Annotated in this window: 15 protein-coding genes; 10 read left to right on the top strand and 5 right to left on the bottom strand. The window is 73.0% G+C overall.

Annotated features, from left to right (window positions below):
• Positions 1-187 precede the first annotated feature (187 nt).
• The 3 genes from ACLJT4_RS08150 (at position 188) to ACLJT4_RS08140 (ending at position 2,574) form a co-directional block, all read left to right on the top strand.
• Entirely contained in the window at positions 188-955 is a 768-nt protein-coding gene (locus tag ACLJT4_RS08150) for a GOLPH3/VPS74 family protein (RefSeq protein WP_016571959.1), read from the top strand.
• Between the two features lie 333 nt (positions 956-1,288).
• On the top strand, positions 1,289-2,155 hold the full coding sequence (locus ACLJT4_RS08145; protein ID WP_020929840.1) for a helix-turn-helix domain-containing protein: 867 nt from the start codon (positions 1,289-1,291) through the stop codon (positions 2,153-2,155).
• 209 nt (positions 2,156-2,364) lie between these two features.
• Positions 2,365-2,574 (top strand): DUF397 domain-containing protein, encoded by a 210-nt coding sequence (locus ACLJT4_RS08140; protein ID WP_016571961.1) that lies wholly within the window; start codon positions 2,365-2,367, stop codon positions 2,572-2,574.
• Between the two features lie 148 nt (positions 2,575-2,722).
• Here ACLJT4_RS08140 and ACLJT4_RS08135 read toward each other — a convergent pair whose 3' ends face one another.
• The gene (locus ACLJT4_RS08135; protein WP_411121605.1) at positions 2,723-3,601 is read right to left on the bottom strand and encodes a hypothetical protein; all 879 of its coding nucleotides are present in this window, start codon (positions 3,599-3,601) and stop codon (positions 2,723-2,725) included.
• 171 nt (positions 3,602-3,772) lie between these two features.
• Between ACLJT4_RS08135 and ACLJT4_RS08130 the strand changes: the two genes are divergently transcribed.
• The 5 genes from ACLJT4_RS08130 (at position 3,773) to ACLJT4_RS08110 (ending at position 8,637) form a co-directional block, all read left to right on the top strand.
• Complete coding sequence (locus ACLJT4_RS08130; protein WP_411121604.1) at positions 3,773-4,996, top strand: PLP-dependent aminotransferase family protein; 1,224 nt, start codon at positions 3,773-3,775, stop codon at positions 4,994-4,996.
• Positions 4,997-5,242: 246 nt separating this feature from the next.
• A complete protein-coding gene (locus tag ACLJT4_RS08125) occupies positions 5,243-5,596 on the top strand; it encodes a DUF2690 domain-containing protein (RefSeq protein ID WP_411121603.1) in 354 nt (117 codons plus the stop codon).
• A complete protein-coding gene (locus ACLJT4_RS08120; RefSeq protein WP_411121710.1) occupies positions 5,569-5,787 on the top strand; it encodes a hypothetical protein in 219 nt (72 codons plus the stop codon). Before ACLJT4_RS08125 ends, ACLJT4_RS08120 begins: the two co-directional genes overlap by 28 nt.
• Before the next feature lie 145 nt (positions 5,788-5,932).
• The gene (locus ACLJT4_RS08115; protein ID WP_411121602.1) at positions 5,933-6,718 is read left to right on the top strand and encodes an SDR family oxidoreductase; all 786 of its coding nucleotides are present in this window, start codon (positions 5,933-5,935) and stop codon (positions 6,716-6,718) included.
• Positions 6,719-7,086: 368 nt separating this feature from the next.
• A complete protein-coding gene (locus ACLJT4_RS08110) occupies positions 7,087-8,637 on the top strand; it encodes a sodium:solute symporter family protein (protein ID WP_411121601.1) in 1,551 nt (516 codons plus the stop codon).
• Between the two features lie 16 nt (positions 8,638-8,653).
• Here ACLJT4_RS08110 and ACLJT4_RS08105 read toward each other — a convergent pair whose 3' ends face one another.
• Entirely contained in the window at positions 8,654-9,775 is a 1,122-nt protein-coding gene (locus tag ACLJT4_RS08105; protein ID WP_020929842.1) for an ADP-ribosylglycohydrolase family protein, read from the bottom strand.
• A gap of 169 nt (positions 9,776-9,944) precedes the next feature.
• On the opposite strand from ACLJT4_RS08105, the gene ACLJT4_RS08100 reads away from it, so the two are divergent.
• Entirely contained in the window at positions 9,945-10,961 is a 1,017-nt protein-coding gene (locus tag ACLJT4_RS08100) for a D-2-hydroxyacid dehydrogenase family protein (protein ID WP_411121600.1), read from the top strand.
• Positions 10,962-11,089: 128 nt separating this feature from the next.
• Entirely contained in the window at positions 11,090-11,344 is a 255-nt protein-coding gene (locus ACLJT4_RS08095) for a hypothetical protein (protein WP_018538657.1), read from the top strand.
• Between the two features lie 65 nt (positions 11,345-11,409).
• Here the strand turns inward: ACLJT4_RS08095 and ACLJT4_RS08090 are convergent, their stop codons facing one another.
• From ACLJT4_RS08090 to ACLJT4_RS08080, 3 genes are all read right to left on the bottom strand, one after another.
• The gene (locus ACLJT4_RS08090; protein WP_411121599.1) at positions 11,410-14,073 is read right to left on the bottom strand and encodes a bifunctional FO biosynthesis protein CofGH; all 2,664 of its coding nucleotides are present in this window, start codon (positions 14,071-14,073) and stop codon (positions 11,410-11,412) included.
• A 178-nt stretch (positions 14,074-14,251) separates the two neighbouring features.
• Positions 14,252-14,653 carry a VOC family protein gene (locus tag ACLJT4_RS08085; protein ID WP_016571191.1) on the bottom strand — a complete coding sequence of 134 codons (402 nt, stop codon included), beginning with the start codon at positions 14,651-14,653 and terminating at the stop codon, positions 14,252-14,254.
• A 195-nt stretch (positions 14,654-14,848) separates the two neighbouring features.
• Positions 14,849-15,673: a TIGR03619 family F420-dependent LLM class oxidoreductase gene (locus tag ACLJT4_RS08080; protein WP_411121598.1), complete on the bottom strand. Its 825-nt coding sequence runs from the start codon at positions 15,671-15,673 to the stop codon at positions 14,849-14,851.
• Between the last annotated feature and the right edge of the window lie 36 nt (positions 15,674-15,709).

Genomic DNA, 15,709 nt, shown 5'->3' with positions numbered 1-15,709 from the left:
TCCTGTGTCAGGGCGGCCGCTTCCCACCGCCACGCGAACCCGTTCGTGCCGCGCCCCTAGGAAGATGTCGCCGACGTGCTAGACGAGAACGACATACCTACCGGTTCCCTACCGAACCCACCACGCACCCTCGACAGATGAATGTGAGAGGGGTCACCCTGTCATTCATCCACGCGGGGAGGCTTGGATGGGCAGGAGCCGCAGAACAATTCCGGAGGAGCTTCTGCTGCTGGCTTTGGACCCGACCACGGGCACCACAGCACAGCCGCAGTCGCTCGACCTCGGCCTGGCCGGGGCCCAGCTAGTCGAGCTGGCTCTGGCAGGACGGATAGCCCCAGACGGGGATCGTATCGCCGTGGTCATGGCACGGCCGACAGGAGATCCGACTCTGGACTCAGCGCTCGAACTGCTGCGCCGTCGCGGCAGTCCGGTGCGCGCGGTCCACTGGATCGGCGGGCCCCGGCTGGGGCTGCGCCAGACGTACCTCACCCATCTCGAACGGTGCGGCATGGTGCATGCCGTGGCGGGCCAGATGTGCGGGGTGCTGCCGACGACGCGCTACCAAGCGACGGAGACGGCCATCAGCCGGGAGATCAGGACCCGGCTCGACAACGCGATCCGCACCGGAGTCCCACCGGACCCGCGGACCGCGGCGCTCGCCGCACTGGCCCACGCGGTCGGCCTCGGCAAGCACCTCTACCCGGGGAACGAGGGGCGCTCATCGCGCTCCCGCCTGAGGGACCTGATCCGGCACGACCCCATGGGCGGGCTGGTCGCACACGCCGTCATGGACGTCCAGAACGGCGTCGCGGCACAGCCGCGACGCAACGCCGGACCGGGCGGCGGCTCGGGGACACGGACGGCGGCGGCCCACCCGACGGCCGACGCCACCGGCGTGCCCGGCCAGTCACGACGACACGGGCACGGCAGCATGGCCCGGGTAGGCGCCCGCTGAGACCACCGGCACCACCGAAGAGCGCCGGCCCGCGATGCCCGGGCCCGGCGCGCACCACCGGGTGCCGCCGCGCACCGACCGCACCACCAGGGCAGCCCCCGCGCCGCGGAGGCACCCACCAGCGCCACCGCACCGCCCCTTCCCGGACCGTTCGGGAGCCGCAGTGAGAAGCGCGGGGTGGCGGACCGAGCCGTTCGGACGACGGCCCCGGTCCGCCACCCCGCGCACATGTGCGCTCGCCTACTGTGTTCATTTGACTGCGCGGCGTCCACATGAAGTGGCAGTCTGCTCAACAAGAAATGACAGCAGTGCGGAGCCGGAGGTGCACGTACCGTGGCGTCCAACGTCAACCCCACCGTCAGGCGACGCCGATTGGGCCAGGAGCTTCGCCGGCTCCGGGAGGACAAGGGCCTGACGGCGGAGCAGGTGGCCGAACGGTTGCTGGTCTCCCAGTCGAAGATCAGCCGACTGGAGAACGGCCGCCGCAGCATCAGCCAGCGCGACGTCCGCGACCTGTGCGGGGTCTACGAGGTGGACGACCGCCGGATAGTGGATTCGCTGATGCAGATGGCCAAGGATTCGCGGCAGCAAGGCTGGTGGCACGCCTTCGGCGACATTCCGTACAGCGTCTACATCGGGCTGGAGACCGAGGCGGCGTCCCTGCGGACCTACGAGTCCCTGCTGGTGCCCGGTCTACTGCAGACGCCCGGCTACGCCGAGGCGGTCATTCCCGGCGCGGTTCCGGAGCTGGCGCCGGAAGACCTGGAGAAGCGGATCCAGGTGCGGATGCGACGCCAGGACCGGGTCCGCGACCAGGAGCGCCCGCTGCGGCTGTGGATCGTCCTCGACGAGAGCGCGCTGCGTCGGGTGGTCGGCAGTCACCTGGTCATGCGCGAGCAGTTGGAGCACCTCGTCGAGGTGAGCACGCTCCCGCACGTGACGGTGCAGGTGCTGCCCTACGACACCGGTGCGCACGCCGGGATGTCGGGGACGTTCTCGATCCTGGAGTTCGACGACGCCGCGGATTCCAGCGTGGTCTACATCGAGGGCGTCACCAGCGACCTCTACCTGGAGAAGACCAACGACGTGCACAAATACACCATCATGTACGAGCACCTGCGGGCGCAGGCGTTGAGCGCGGACGCCAGTCGCGAGTTCATCGCCGAGGCCGCCAAGCGTCATGCGGACGCGCTGAGTTGAGGGCGCCGGGGCGGGTTCGACGGCGCGGATCGCACGGAATGTTGAATTCCGATGAACGCGGCCGCACGGTACACCTGAGCCTCGACGCCTGAAAAGAGATCGCGGAATATGCCATTCGGACGGGTGAACGGCCCTCTGCGGCCGGTGATGTTGGCGCGTAGCGTCGTCCTCACCGAATCCGCGGTAACTCAGAGTAAGGTGGAGTGACAATGGCCGTTCAGCCCAATTCCGCGTTCTCCTGGACCAAGTCCTCGTACTCCGGCGGGAATGGCGCCTGCGTGGAGATCGCCGCACCGGCCGTCACGGCCATCGCGGTGCGCGACTCCAAGGTCCCCGACGGTGAGCGTCTGACCTTCGGCAACTCCTCCTGGAGCAGCTTCGTGGCGGACGTCGCCGCGGGCACCTTCGACCTCTCCTGAACCGAGTCGTCACCGCCCGCAGTCCTTGTGACGCCAGCGCGGATACGAGCCCTCTCGACTGGATCGCCGTCCCGGCCGAGGGGGCTCGGCCATGTCCGGGCACGGACGGTCTCCGGTGAGCGCCACGCACGGTCATCGGCGCCGCCGCTCAACGGAGTTCGGACACATAGCGGTCGGTGCCCGGGACGGTGGGCACGAAGGGTGCCACCAGCTCGACGCGCCCCAGGCCGGAGGCGGCCACCTCGGCGTCCAGGTCGGTGAAGTGCGCCGCCCAGGCGCGGCGCGGGTCCTCCTCCAGGAACCACAGCAGGGTGAGCCGGGTGTCCACCCCCTCGACCTGTTTGACGTAGGACATCCGGTCGCCGGGCAGCGGCGTCGGCCGGAAGACCGTGACCAGCGCCGACGGCGAGTCGGCCAGGCGTCGTGGCAGGCGGTCGGAGCGCAGCCAGTCCAGCAGGGCGGCGCGCGATTCCGGGCCGTCGGCGTCGATGACCTCCAGGACCAGTCCGGCGTAGGGGTGGTCGAGGGCGTGGAAGTCGCGGGGGCCGGAGGGGCCGTCGCGGTAGACGGTCGCCGCGTGGTCCTGGAAGGCGGTGAAGACGTGCGTGCGGTCGTGGTGGACCCGGCCGTCGCGGTTGAGGCGCTGGTTGATGGCGACGGTCCACCGCATGTGGGCGTCGTAGCGGCCCTCGGTGAGCCAGTAGGTGGAGAGGTAGCAGCCGGCGGTGACGGGGTGGGCGACCGCGGAGTGCTCGGGGTAGCGCAGGAGTTGCAGGTCGCGGGTGGCGACCCAGCGGCGGCCGGCGAACATCCAGGGCATCGCCATGGCGCCGGCGATGTAGTGGTCGTCCTCGTACCAGCGGTTGTAGGCGCGTTCGTGGCCGGGGTGGGGCTCGACCATGGTGATCAGGGCGTGGCCGGGGCGGACGCCGTAGGGGCCGGTGGCGGGCAGGGCGGCGTAGGCGGCGAGTTCGTCGGCGGCGTGGTCGGCGGCTTCCCGGGGGGCGCGGTGGTCGTCGGTCGTCATGGCGGTCAGGTGTAGCTGACGTTGCGTCAGAAGGGGAGGGGCGTGGACGGGGAATCACGGCGGTGGTTCACGATGCGGGCACGTGCGTCAGGTCCGGTGGAACGCGTCTAAGCTGCCCGGCAGCTGCCGCTAACGATGGTTAACGCAGCGCACGAGCGAATGGAGCTGCCCATGTCGGACCAGGCCCTGACCCTTGCCACCGCCCCCGTTCCCGAGCTCGCCGCGCGGGCGGTGCGGACCGGCAGCTCGCCCGTACGCGACATCCTGGCGCTGACCGCCCGGCCGGAGGTGATCTCGTTCGCCGGCGGACTGCCCGCGCCCGAACTCTTCGACGTCGAGGGGATATCCGCGGCGTTCCGGGAGGTGCTGGCGCGGGCGCCACGGCAGGCCCTGCAGTACTCGACCAGTGAGGGCGATCCGGCGCTGCGGGCCGCCGTGGCGGCGCGCACCACGGCGCGCGGGTTGCCCACCGACGCCGACGACCTGCTGGTCACCACCGGCTCCCAGCAGGGGCTCACGCTGCTGGCCGCCGCGCTGCTGGAGCCGGGTGACGTGGTCCTGGTCGAGGACCCCTGCTACCTGGCGGCGTTGCAGATCTTCTCGCTCGCGGGCGCCCGGGTGGTGGCGGTGCCGACCGACGACGAGGGCCTGGACCCGGTGGCGCTGGACGAGTTGGCCGCCCGCGAGCGCCCCAAGCTGCTCTACGTCATCCCGACGTTCCAGAACCCCACCGGGCGGACGTTGGGTGCCGAGCGGCGGGCCGCGGTCGCTGAGGTGGCCGCCCGGCGCGGGCTGTGGATCGCCGAGGACGACCCGTACGGGGAGCTGCGCTTCGAGGGGGAGCCGCAGCGCTGGGTGGCGTCCTTCCCGGGGGCGGAGGACCGCACGGTGCTACTCGGTTCGTTCTCCAAGGTGATGGCGCCCGGGCTGCGGCTGGGCACGCTGCGGGCCCCGGCGGCGCTGCGCCGGGCCTGCGTCATCGGCAAGCAGGCCGCCGACCTGCACACCTCCACCATCGACCAGGCCGCCGCGGCGCGGTACTTGGCGTCCTCGGACCTGGACGCGCACCTGGCCCGGGTCCGGGACGCCTACCGGGAGCGGCGGGACGCCCTGGTGGACGGGTTGGCCGGGGCGCTCCCCGAGGGCTCGCGGTGGAACCGCCCGGCGGGCGGGATGTTCGTGTGGGCGACGCTGCCCGCGGGGTGGGACGCGGCCGCGCTGCTGCCGGAGGTGGTGCGGCACGACGTGGCGTACGTCCCGGGCGGGCCGTTCTTCGCCGGGCGGCCGGACCCGGCGGCGATCCGCCTGTCGTTCGTGACCCACCCGCCGGAGGAGATCGCGACGGGGCTGCGGCGACTGGGGGCGGCGCTGACGGCGGCGCGGCGGGCCGCCTGACGACGTCGGGCGGCCCGGGGGCGGGCCCGTCGGCGGCGGAAAATCCGCTTCCCGCGGGCCCGGCCCCGGGCGGACACTGGTAGGTCCGCGGCGCCCGCCACGGGAGCCCCCATGCCGGGCCCCCGGCGGCACATGGACCAGGACCTCCCAGGAGGCCGGATGACCGATGGCCCCGACGCACGGGATCCGACGGATCCCCCGACTCCCACGGCTCCTCCGGCTCCTCCGGCTCCTCAGTCCCCTTCGTTGCCCCGGCGGCTGCGGACCGCCCTGCGCGACGCCGGGTCGCGGCTGCGCGGTGCCGGGCGCTGGCTGCGCGCGCACGCCCGGCACGCCCTGGTGGTGGGCGTGGCCACCTCCGTCGTCGGCGCGCTCGCCACGTTCGCCGTCGACCAGTTGCCCAAGCTGTTCGAGGAGCCTCCGCCCGGCTGCCCCGGGGCCGGCTGCGACGGCAAGGACCCGCAGTCCACCGGGTGCGGGGTGGACGCGACGTCCTTCGAGCCGGCGCAGGGCAATCCGGTCCACCTGCACCTGCGGTACAGCAAGCGCTGCGGTGCGGTCTGGGGCGGATCGTGGCGGGCACGGTCGGGGACGAGGTGACGGTGAGCGCGTCGGGCGGCTCGTCCCGCAGCGCCTTCATCGCCACCTATCACGACGTCTTCACGCCGATGGTGTCGGTGGGCGGCACCTTCCGGGTGCGGTTCTGCGCCGTGCCGACGAACAGTCCCGACCGGTCACGCTCCTGGGTCAAGTACTGCTTCGAGGCGACCGAGGCGTCGGCCTGGGACTGACCGGCGGGTCCGATCGGGCCCGGTGGACGGCGGCCTTCCCTTCGCGGTGCGGCGCGCCTACCCTGGCCATTCGCCATTAACTGACGCTCCGTCAGGTCATGTTCGGCCGAGACCTGGCGCGGGCCGGCCGGCAGGAGGGTGCCGCATGCTGCTGCGCGACAAGACCGTCATCGTCTCCGGGGTCGGCGCCGGGCTCGGCCACCGGGTCGCGGCGGCGTGCGTACGGGACGGCGCCCGGGTCGTGCTCGGTGCGCGCACCGAGCAGAACCTCGCGGCGACCGCGGCCCGGATCGACGCCTCGGGGGAACGGACCGCCTGGCGGGCGACCGACATCGCCGACGAGGAGCAGTGCACGGCGCTGGCCGGGCTGGCCGTGGAGCGGTTCGGCGGGATCGACGCGGTGATCAACGTCGCGGCGCTGGACGGGCACCTCGGGGGCCTGCGGGACGCCGACTTCGACGCCTGGCGGCAGGTGGTGGACGTCAACCTCTTCGGCACGCTGCGGATGACCCGCGCCTGCCTGCCGGCGATGACGGCGGGCGGCGGCGGGTCGGTGGTGCTGATCGGCACCCAGTCGTCGGTGGCCGCACCCTCGCAGGTGCAGCAGGCGGCGTACGCGGCGTCGAAGGGCGGACTGGTGTCGGCGATGTACTCGCTGGCGCGGGAGGTGGGGCCGGACCGCATCCGGGTCAACACCGTGCAGCCGGGCTGGATGTGGGGTCCGCCGGTCGAGGGGTACGTGCGGTACGCGGCGCAGACCGAGGGGGTGCCGGAGTCGGAGGTACTGGACCGGCTCGCGGGGCGGATGGCGCTGCCCGACCTGGCCACGGACGGGGACGTGGCGGAGGCGGCGGTCTTCCTCGCCTCGGACCGGGCGCGGGCCATCACGGGCCAGTCGCTGCTGGTGAACGCCGGGGAGTTGATGCGGTAGCGGCTGGCGGGGGCAGGGGGCGGCGCCGCGGGTGCGCCCTTGAGGGCCGTACGGGACGGGCGTCTCGTACGGCTCTTTCGCGCGCCCGCCGGCGGGCCCGTTCCGCCGGGTGTGCGGGCGCGGGGCCGTGCGGCGTGCGGGGGCGGGGCCGCGCGGTGTGCCGGGGGCGGGGCCGCGCGGCGCGCTTCGTTCGTCTCGATGACCTGTGTTCATATCCATGACCGTCGAGGCCCTTGACCGGCGGCCGCGTCGAACGGTTCAATCCCCAAAGTTCCCGCTGTCGGGCGGGGAGTTGGCGCCGCAGGACCGCATCACGACGACGTGCTTCCACATCCGGAACGTTCACAAGGCGGACCCCTGGAGGGGGCATGAACAGTCTCGACTGGGCCGTGCTCATCGGCTACTTCGGCGTGATGGTCGCGATCGGGGCGTGGTCGCACCGGCGGGTCGCGGACGTCAGCGACTTCTTCACCGCCGGCGGCCGGATGCCGTGGTGGCTGTCGGGCATCTCGCACCACATGTCCGGCTACAGCGCGGTGATGTTCACCGGGTACGCGGGCATCGCCTACCAGTACGGCATCACCTCCTACGTCACCTGGTCCTTCCCGATCGCCGTCGGGATCGCCATCGGGGCCCGGCTGTTCGCCGGCCGGCTGAACCGGCTGCGGTCCCGCCTGGGGGTCGCGTCGCCGCTGGAGTACCTCAAGGACCGCTACAACCTGTCCACGCAGCAGGCGCTCGCCTGGTCCGGGGTGCTGCTGAAGATCGTGGACGTGGGCGCCAAGTGGGCGGCGATCGCGACCCTGTTGACGGTCTTCACCGGCATCTCCCTCAACCAGGGCATCCTCCTCACCGGAGTGATCACCGGGATCTACTGCACGGTCGGCGGGCTGTGGGCGGACGCGCTGACCGAGCTGGGCCAGTTCGTCATCCAACTGCTGGCCGGGGTGGCGATGGTGGTGACGGTGCTGGGGGAGCTGGGCGGCGTCAGCGGACTGTGGACGCTGTGGGACCGGCTGCCGGCCGGCCACGCCCAGCCGACCGCCGGCCCGTACACCGTGACCTTCCTGCTGGCCTACCTCTTCATCAAGACCTTCGAGTACAGCGGCGGTATGTGGAACCAGGCCCAGCGCTACATGGCCACCCGCACCGCCCGGGAGGCGCGGCGGTCGGCGCTGCTGTCGGCGGCGCTGTGGTTCGTGTGGCCGGTCGTGCTGTTCTTCCCGATGTGGGCGGCGCCGCTGTTGGTGACGAGCGGCAAGCCGGACGCCTCGGACGCCTACGCGCTGTTGTCCGAACGGCTCTTACCGCACGGCCTGTTGGGGCTCGTCGTGGTCGGCTTCTTCTCCCACACGATGGCCATGTGCTCCTCGGACGCCAACGCGATCGCCGCGGTCTTCACCCGGGACATCGCGCCGGCGGTGTCGGCACGGGCCCGGGCCTGGTCGCACCGGGCCGGGCTGGTGGCGGCGCGGCTGTCGACGGTGTGCTTCCTGGCGCTGTCGATGGCGATCGCGACGCAGGTCGACTCGCCGGCGTTCAAGGACATCATCACCGTGGTCATCAAGTGGGTGGCCGGGCTGGTCGGGCCGGTGTCCATTCCGTTCCTGCTGGGGATGGTGCCGCTCTTCCGCCGGTCCGGGCCGACGGCGGCGCTGGTGTCCTGGGCGGCCGGCCTGGTCGCGTTCTGGCTGACCAACTACGGCCTGGCCGGCGTCCAGTTGCAGGTGCAGATCGTGGCGCCGGTGGCGACGTCGCTGGTGCTGTTCGTGCTGCTCGGGCTGGTGCGGCCGGAGCCGAGCGCGGCGCGCGACGCGCTGTTGGCGCGCATCAACGACGGAGACGACGGAGACGACGGGGACGCCGAGGACGCCGAGGACGGGTCGGCCCGGCCCGCGGCGCTGCCGGACGGGGCCTGACCTGCGGGGCGGCGGGTCAGGCGCGGGGGTAGCGGGCCAGCCAGCCGGCGGCGGAGCCCGCCGGGCCGTGCAGGGCGGGGCCCTGGGTCATCTCCATGGCGAAGTCGTCGGCGAGTTGCAGGATGGTGGCGCGGCCCTCCAACTCGACCAGCCAGTTGGGGGGCAGTGCCGTCTCGCCGTGCAGGGCGCCGAGGAGGTTGCCGCAGACGGCGCCGGTGGAGTCGCTGTCGCCGCCGTGGTTGACGGCGAGCAGCAGGCCGTGCCGGACGTCCTCGGCGACCAGGGCGCAGTACACCCCGATCGACAGGGCCTCCTCGGCGGTCCAGCCTTCACCGAGCGACTCGACCCGGGCGGGCGTCGGCATGCCCTGCCGCACGGCGCCCAGGGCCCGCTTGAGCGCGTCGGTGGTCTCCTCGTGGCCGGGGCGGGTGGCGAGGTGGGCCAGGGCCTTTTGGACCGCGCCGTCCAGGTCCTCGCCGCGCGCCAACGAGTGGCTGATCACGGCGAACGCGCCGGCCGCGAGGTAGCCGGTGGGGTGGCCGTGGGTCTGCGCCGCGCATTCGACGGCGAGCTGGAAGACCAGTTGCGGCTCCCATCCGACGAGCAGGCCGAACGGCGCGGAGCGCATCACCGCGCCGCAGCCCTTGGAGTCGGGGTTCTTCGGCTGGTCGAGGGTGCCCATGACCTCGTCGCCGAGGCCGCTCAGGCAGGCCCGACCGGGGGCCCGGCGGGCGTAGAGCCACTCCTCGCGGGCCAGCCAGCCGTCGTCGTCCTTGCGCTCGTCGGGGCCCCAGTCGCGCTGGGTGGCGGCCCAGCGGAGGTAGGCGCGGTGGACGTCGGTGGGCGGGTGCCAGGCGCCGGTGTCGCGGCGTACCTGGGCGCGGATCAGGCCGTCCATGGTGAAGAGGGTCATCTGGGTGTCGTCGGTGACCGCGCCGCGCCGCCCGAAGGCGGGGACGAGGTCGGTCACACCGTCCTGGCCGTGCGCCTCGCGGATCGCGTCCAGCGAGTCGAACTCGACGGCGGCGCCGAGCGCGTCACCGATCGCGCCGCCCAGCAGGCAGCCGCGCACCCGGCTGCGGAAGTCCTGCTGCTCGGCGCGGCCCCAGATGGCGCTGCCTCCTGCCGCTGCGCTCATGCCGACACCTCGCTCCGCTCGTCCGCCCGGTCCCGGGGCCGTGCGGAGGCCCCTGGCGAAGCACTGTATCGACCGGGAATGATCGAAACCGGGCCGGGTTTGTATCAGGTTCGTATCGTGATCTGACGGGTGGGACGGTCCGCCGCCCGTCACCGCCCCGGGAGGCCCCATGACTGCGTCCGCCACCGCGCCCGAGCCGGGCACCGGCCGGTCCGCGGCCCTGCGCTGCACCGTGCTCGACGACTACCAGGGCGTGGCGCTCACCCTGGCCGACTGGTCCGCGCTGGCCGACGCCGGCGCCGGCACCGTCGACGTTCGGGCGCTGCGCACGCCGCTGCGCTCCGAGGACGAGGTGGTCGAGGCGATCGGCGACTGCGAGATCGTGGTCGCGATGCGCGAGCGGACGCCGTTCCCGGCCTCGCTGCTGGCGCGGCTGCCGCGGCTGCGGCTGCTGGTCACGTCGGGGATGCGGAACGCCTCGATCGACCTGGCGGCGGCCGCCCGGCACGGCGTCACGGTCTGCGGCACCGCCAGCAACGGCGAACCGCCCGTCGAACTGACCTGGGCGCTGCTGCTGGGCCTGGCCCGCAACGTGGTCGCCGAGAGCACCGCGATGCGGACCGGCGGGCCCTGGCAGAGCACCGTCGGCGCGGACCTGCACGGCCAAACGCTGGGCCTCGTCGGCCTCGGACGGATCGGCAGCCGGGTGGCGCGGGTCGGCCTGGCCTTCGGGATGGACGTGGTGGCCTGGAGCCCGAACCTGACCGCCCGGCGGGCCGCGGAGGTGGGCGTGCGGGCCGCCGCCAGCAAGGAGGAGCTGTTGGAGGGCAGCGACTTCGTCTCCGTGCACCTGGTCCTCAGCGACCGCACCCGCGGGCTGCTCGGCGCCCCGGAACTGCGCCGGATGCGCCCCACCGCCTACCTGGTGAACACCTCGCGGGCCGGTCTCGTCGACCAGGCCGCGCTGCTGCGGGCCCTCGACGAGAACTGGATCGCCGGCGCCGGCCTGGACGTCTACGAGCAGGAGCCGCTGCCCGCGGACGCCGCGCTGCGCACCCTCCCGAACGTCCTCGCCCTGCCCCACCTCGGCTACGTCACCCGGCGGAACTACGAGGGCTACTTCCGCGAGGCCGTGGCGGACATCGCGGCCTACCTGGCGGGGGAGCCGGTCCGCCAACTGCTCTGAGGCACCGGGCGCGGCGCCGGCCGCCCGGACCCGGCCGGGGTGGTGGGGCGCGGTCGGCCGGCCGGCGGGTTCCCTTTCCGACCGCCCGTTCGATGATGGCGCTGTCACCCGCTGGGCATGCTCTTCCCATGTCCGAGTACGAGTGGGATCGCACCACGATGGCCGTCGTCGCCTCGGCCCTGTCCGGCGACAGCGACGGCGCGGTGGAACTCCTCCGACCGCTCCCCCAGCGCGACGTGTGCCACGTCGCGGTGCGGCTGGCCGCCATGGCCGCCGACGCCCTGATCGTCGCCGCCCAGGACGCCGGTGGCGACCGCGAGGAGGCGCTGTCGCAGTGGCAGCAGTGCATCCTCCAGCACGAGGCGGAGCACAGCGGGGAGTGACGGGTGCCGGCCCGGCCGGGCGGGACGCTCCCCCGCCCGGCCGGGCCGGCACCCCGTGCGGGCGGCTACTCCACCACCGGCAGCAGCTCCGGCAGGTGGCCGTCGGACGCCAGCGCGGTGGCCTGGCGCTCGGCGGGGACGTTGCCGTAGGTGGTGGTGCGGGGGCGGGCCGGGCGGCCGGCGAGCTCGGCGATGCCGACCAGGTCCTGGAGGGAACGGTAGGAGCCGTAACTCGAACCGGCCATCCGGGAGATGGTCTCCTCCATCAGCGTGCCGCCGAGGTCGTTGGCGCCGGAGCGGAGCATCTCCGCGGCGCCCTCGGTGCCCAGTTTCACCCAGCTCGTCTGGATGTTGGGAATGTGCGGGTGGAGCAGGATCCGGGCCATCGCCGTCACCGCGCGGTTGTCACGGGTGGTGGGGCCGGGGCGGGCGATGCCGGCGAGGTAGACGGGCGCGTTGGTGTGGATGAACGGCAGCGTGACGAACTCGGTGAAGCCCTCGACGCCCTTGGCCACCGCGGACCGCTGGATCTCGGCGAGCAGCCGGAGGTGGCCGAGCCAGTGCCGGGGCTGGTCCACGTGGCCGTACATCATCGTCGAGGAGGTGCGGATGCCCAGCTCGTGCGCGGTCTTGATGACCTCGACCCAGGTGGCGGTGGGGAGTTTGCCCTTGGTGAGGATCCAGCGGACCTCGTCGTCGAGGATCTCCGCGGCGGTGCCGGGGAGGGTGTCCAGGCCGGCGGCCTTGGCCTCGGTCAGCCACTCCCGGATGGACAGGCCGGTGCGGGTCGCCCCGTTGACCACCTCCATCGGGGAGAAGGCGTGCACGTGCATGCCGGGGACCCGCTCCTTCACCGCGCGGGCGATGTCGAAGTAGGCGGTGCCGGGCAGGTCGGGGTGGATGCCGCCCTGCATGCAGACCTCCACCGCGCCCACGTCCCACGCCTGTTGGGCGCGGTCGGCGACCTGGGAGAGGGAGAGGGTGTAGGCGTCGGCGTCCGTGCGGCGCTGGGCGAAGGCGCAGAACCGGCAGCCGGTGTAGCAGACGTTGGTGAAGTTGATGTTCCGGGTGACGATGTAGGTGACGGCGTCGCCCACCGTGGCGCGGCGCAGGTCGTCGGCGATCCGGCAGAGCGCGTCCAGCGCCGGACCGTCGGCGTGCAGCAGCGCGAGCGCCTCGTCGTCGGTGAGCCCGGTGGGGTCGTCGGCGGCCTGGGAGAGGGCCTGGCGGACGTCGGCGTCCAGGCGGGAGGGCACCATGCCGGGCGCGGCGGCCTCGCGCAGCTCCGCCCAGTCGCCGTACACCTCGTCGAAGTCGTCCCGGCGGTCCGCCGTGCGGCCCTCGGTGTCGATGGTGCGGTGCAGGTCCGTTCGGCCGGTGGCGACGAACCCCTCGTCGGGCTCCTGCCAGGGGCGGCCGGTCACCACGGCGTCCTCGCGGGCCAGGCCGGTGGCCGGGTCGGCGAGGGCCGTGACGTGCGGCAGCAGCCGCGGGTCCAGCCAGGGCTCGCCGCGCCGGACGAACTCCGGGTAGACCGCGAGGCGTTCGTGCAGTTGGAAGCCCTCGGCCGCGGAGTGCTCGGCGAGGGTGTCGATCTGGGGCCAGGGCCGCTCGGGGTTGACGTGGTCCGGGGTGAGCGGGGAGACGCCGCCCCAGTCGTCGATGCCGGCCCGGATCAGCCGGCCGTACTCCTCGTCGACGAGGTTGGGCGGCGCCTGGAGGCAGGCGGACGGACCCATGAGGTGCCGGGCGACGGCGACCGTGGCGACGAGTTCGTCGAGTTCGGCGTCGGGCATGCCGCGCATCGCGGTGTCCGGCTTGGCGCGGAAGTTCTGCAGGATCAGCTCCTGCACGCCGTGGTAGGCGCGGGAGACGCGGCGCAGCGCGAACAGCGAGTCGGCGCGCTCCTCGTAGCTCTCCCCGATGCCGATCAGCAGGCCGCTGGTGAACGGGACGGAGCTGCGCCCGGCGTCCTCCAGGACGCGCAGCCGCACCGCGGGCTCCTTGTCCGGTGAACCGTAGTGGGGGCCGCCGGGCTCGCTCCACAGGCGCTCGGCGGTGGTCTCCAGCATCATGCCCATCGACGGGGCGACGGGCTTGAGGCGCTGGAAGTCCGTCCACGACAGCACGCCGGGGTTGAGGTGGGGCAGCAGCCCGGTCTCCTCCAGGATGCGGATGGCGATGGCCCGGACGTAGGCGAGGGTGTCGTCGTACCCCTCGGCCTCCAGCCACTCGCGCGCCTCGGGCCAGCGCTCCTCCGGCTTGTCCCCGAGGGTGATCAGGGCTTCCTTGCAGCCGAGTTCGGCGCCGCGGCGGGCGATCTCCAACACCTCGTCCGGGGACATGAACATCCCGTGGCCGGCGCGGCGGAGCTTGCCGGGGACGGTGACGAAGGTGCAGTAGTGGCACTTGTCGCGGCACAGGCGCGTCAAGGGGATGAAGACGCTCTTGGAGTACGTGATGACGCCGGGGCGGCCGGCGGCCTCCAGGCCGGCGTCGCGGACCCGCGCCGCGGAGGCGCACAGGTCCTCCAGGTCCTCGCCGCGCGCCTGGAGGAGCACGGCGGCCTCGGTGACGTCCAAGGCCACCCCGTCCCGGGCCCGCTTGAGCGCCCGGCGCATCGCGTTGGCCGTCGGCCGCGGGGGCGCGGCGCTGCGGTCGGCCTCGTCCGACACCTGGTCAGATCCCTGGTGAGAGCCCTGGTCAGATCCCTGCGCGCTGGAAGTCATGCCCCGAGCATACGAGCGAGGACCGACATCTCCGCCGCCGGAAGCGGAGCGATCCGTGTGCTGCTGATCACGTTAAACGGAGGGCATCTCCGGTCGGGTGGGGCGACACCGCCACGATGCCCACGGCACGCCGACGGCTGGTCCGGCCGGGCCGGACCAGCGGCGGGCACCACCACGCTCAGAGCGAGTTCAGCAGTTCCTCGGAGTAGGTCCGGGTCAGGAACTCCATGGCGTGGCCGTCGGGGTCGTCGACGTACACGCCCCGACCACCGTCGTGGTGGTTGATCTGCTGCGGCCTGGAGTGCCTCGGGTCCGCCCAATACGGCAGGTCACGCTTCTGTATGCGGGCCAGGATCCCGTCGAACTCCTCCTCCGTCACCAAGAACGCGTAGTGCGTGGCGACGAATTCCCGGCCGCCGGCAACATGCTCGGCGTAGTCGAGGGTCACCCCGTTGTCCATCCTCAACGCGGCGAACGGGCCGAACGCCTTGGGTTCGGGGGCGTCCAACAGGTCGGCGAGGAAACGGGCCGAGGCGAAGCGGTCCTTGCTGTGCACGATCGTGTGGTCGAGGCTGGGCATGGCGTCTCCTTCATCTCCGAGAGTTCGGCTGAACTCCTTCGGGGAGGTGGTCCCTGGTGCCTTCCCTTCCGACGTTACGCCCGGCGCCAACGGGGCGGATCGGTCTGAGGTACCGCTCCACCGGCACGACGCCGTAGGCCGCTGGGCCTAGGGCGTGCCCGATGGGTCAGGCCAGGGCGCACGGGCCCCGCCAGGTCACAGGTACTGCGCGAAGTCGTCCAGGGTCCGCAGCACCTCCGCCTCGCCCGCCGCCGGCAGTTGGAGGACCACCTCCGGCACGCCCAGCTCCCGGAAGTGCGCCAACTTCCCCGGCGTGGGCCGGACCGCGTACGGCACCACCGCCGGCTCGCCCACCCGGCCGGCGTCCGCCCAGGCGCGCCGCAGCGCCGGGAGGCTCTCGGACAGCCCGCCGCCACCGATCGGCAGCCAGCCGTCCGCGGTGGCCGCGATCTCCGCCAGGAGCTTGGGCCCGGCCGCGCCGCCCAACAGGACGCGCGGCGCGCCACGGACCGGCTTGGGGTGGGCGAACGAGGCCCGGACCGAGCCGAAGGGGCCCTCGTAGGCGGTCGGTTCCTCGGCCCACAGGGCGCGCATCAACGCCAGCCGGTCGCGCACCAGGGCCCGCCGGGTCGACCACTCCACCCCGTGGTCGGCCGCTTCCTCCACGTTCCAGCCGTAGCCGACGCCGAGGGTGAAACGACCGCCGGAGAGGTGGTCCAGCGTCGCGACCTGCTTGGCCAGGTCGACCGGGTCGTGCTGGGCGACGAGCGTGATGCCGGTGCCCAGGCGCAGCCGCTCGGTGACCGCGGCGGCCTGACCGAGGGCGATGAACGCGTCGAGGGTGCGGCCGTACTCCCGGGGCAGCGGCTCGCCCATCGGGGCCGGGGTGTCCCGGGATGCCGGGATGTGGGTGTGTTCGGGCAGGTACAGCCCGTCGAAGCCGCGCTGCTCCAACTCCTGGGCCAGCCGGGTCGGCCGGATCGTCTCGTCGGTCAGGAACAGCGTGGTCGCGATCCGCATGCTGGGTGCCTCCGCGTCGGGTGGTCGGGGGTGGTG

The organism is Streptomyces sp. x-19 (assembly GCF_046549115.1).
Classification (GTDB): Bacteria; Actinomycetota; Actinomycetes; order Streptomycetales; family Streptomycetaceae; genus Streptomyces; species Streptomyces albulus_C.
Note: the sequence above shows the minus strand (reverse complement) of the source record. Positions and strands in the feature narration are given on the sequence as shown.

Coding starts and splice junctions, on each gene's coding strand:
- ACLJT4_RS08150 (WP_016571959.1), top strand. CDS start 188: ATGGGCAGGAGCCGCAGAACAATTCCGGAGGAGCTTCTGCTGCTGGCT.
- ACLJT4_RS08140 (WP_016571961.1), top strand. CDS start 2,365: ATGGCCGTTCAGCCCAATTCCGCGTTCTCCTGGACCAAGTCCTCGTAC.
- ACLJT4_RS08135 (WP_411121605.1), bottom strand. CDS start 3,601: ATGACGACCGACGACCACCGCGCCCCCCGGGAAGCCGCCGACCACGCC.
- ACLJT4_RS08130 (WP_411121604.1), top strand. CDS start 3,773: ATGTCGGACCAGGCCCTGACCCTTGCCACCGCCCCCGTTCCCGAGCTC.
- ACLJT4_RS08115 (WP_411121602.1), top strand. CDS start 5,933: ATGCTGCTGCGCGACAAGACCGTCATCGTCTCCGGGGTCGGCGCCGGG.
- ACLJT4_RS08110 (WP_411121601.1), top strand. CDS start 7,087: ATGAACAGTCTCGACTGGGCCGTGCTCATCGGCTACTTCGGCGTGATG.
- ACLJT4_RS08105 (WP_020929842.1), bottom strand. CDS start 9,775: ATGAGCGCAGCGGCAGGAGGCAGCGCCATCTGGGGCCGCGCCGAGCAG.
- ACLJT4_RS08100 (WP_411121600.1), top strand. CDS start 9,945: ATGACTGCGTCCGCCACCGCGCCCGAGCCGGGCACCGGCCGGTCCGCG.
- ACLJT4_RS08095 (WP_018538657.1), top strand. CDS start 11,090: ATGTCCGAGTACGAGTGGGATCGCACCACGATGGCCGTCGTCGCCTCG.
- ACLJT4_RS08090 (WP_411121599.1), bottom strand. CDS start 14,073: ATGACTTCCAGCGCGCAGGGATCTGACCAGGGCTCTCACCAGGGATCT.
- ACLJT4_RS08085 (WP_016571191.1), bottom strand. CDS start 14,653: ATGCCCAGCCTCGACCACACGATCGTGCACAGCAAGGACCGCTTCGCC.
- ACLJT4_RS08080 (WP_411121598.1), bottom strand. CDS start 15,673: ATGCGGATCGCGACCACGCTGTTCCTGACCGACGAGACGATCCGGCCG.